The organism is Lacinutrix sp. MEBiC02595 (assembly GCF_053601555.1).
The window spans coordinates 1-249 of sequence record NZ_JBSHNU010000034.1 but is presented as its reverse complement, the minus strand read 5'-3'; the positions used below and the strand labels follow the sequence as shown (position 1 = coordinate 249).

The window sequence follows — 249 nt, the reverse complement described above, 5'->3', positions numbered from 1 at the left end:
GCTTTAACAACTTTAGTTGACAACAACGACGGAACATTAACTTACACCGATGAAGATGGAAACCCAACTATTTTAGATGTTGCTAATCTGGAAACACTTACTTCGATCGCTTTAAACACAGACAATACAAACATCGATTATACAGACGAAGATGGCGTTACTACACAATTAGATTTATCTGCAATCATAGCAAACCTGGAAGCTTTAACAACATTGGTGGATAATAATGACGGAACATTAACTTACACC

The 249-nt window shown here is 36.1% G+C and carries 1 protein-coding gene; it reads left to right on the top strand.

The window, feature by feature from the left end:
- Positions 1-249: hypothetical protein (locus tag ACVCZW_RS00100; protein WP_452231290.1), on the top strand; the 249-nt coding region annotated here is incomplete at both ends.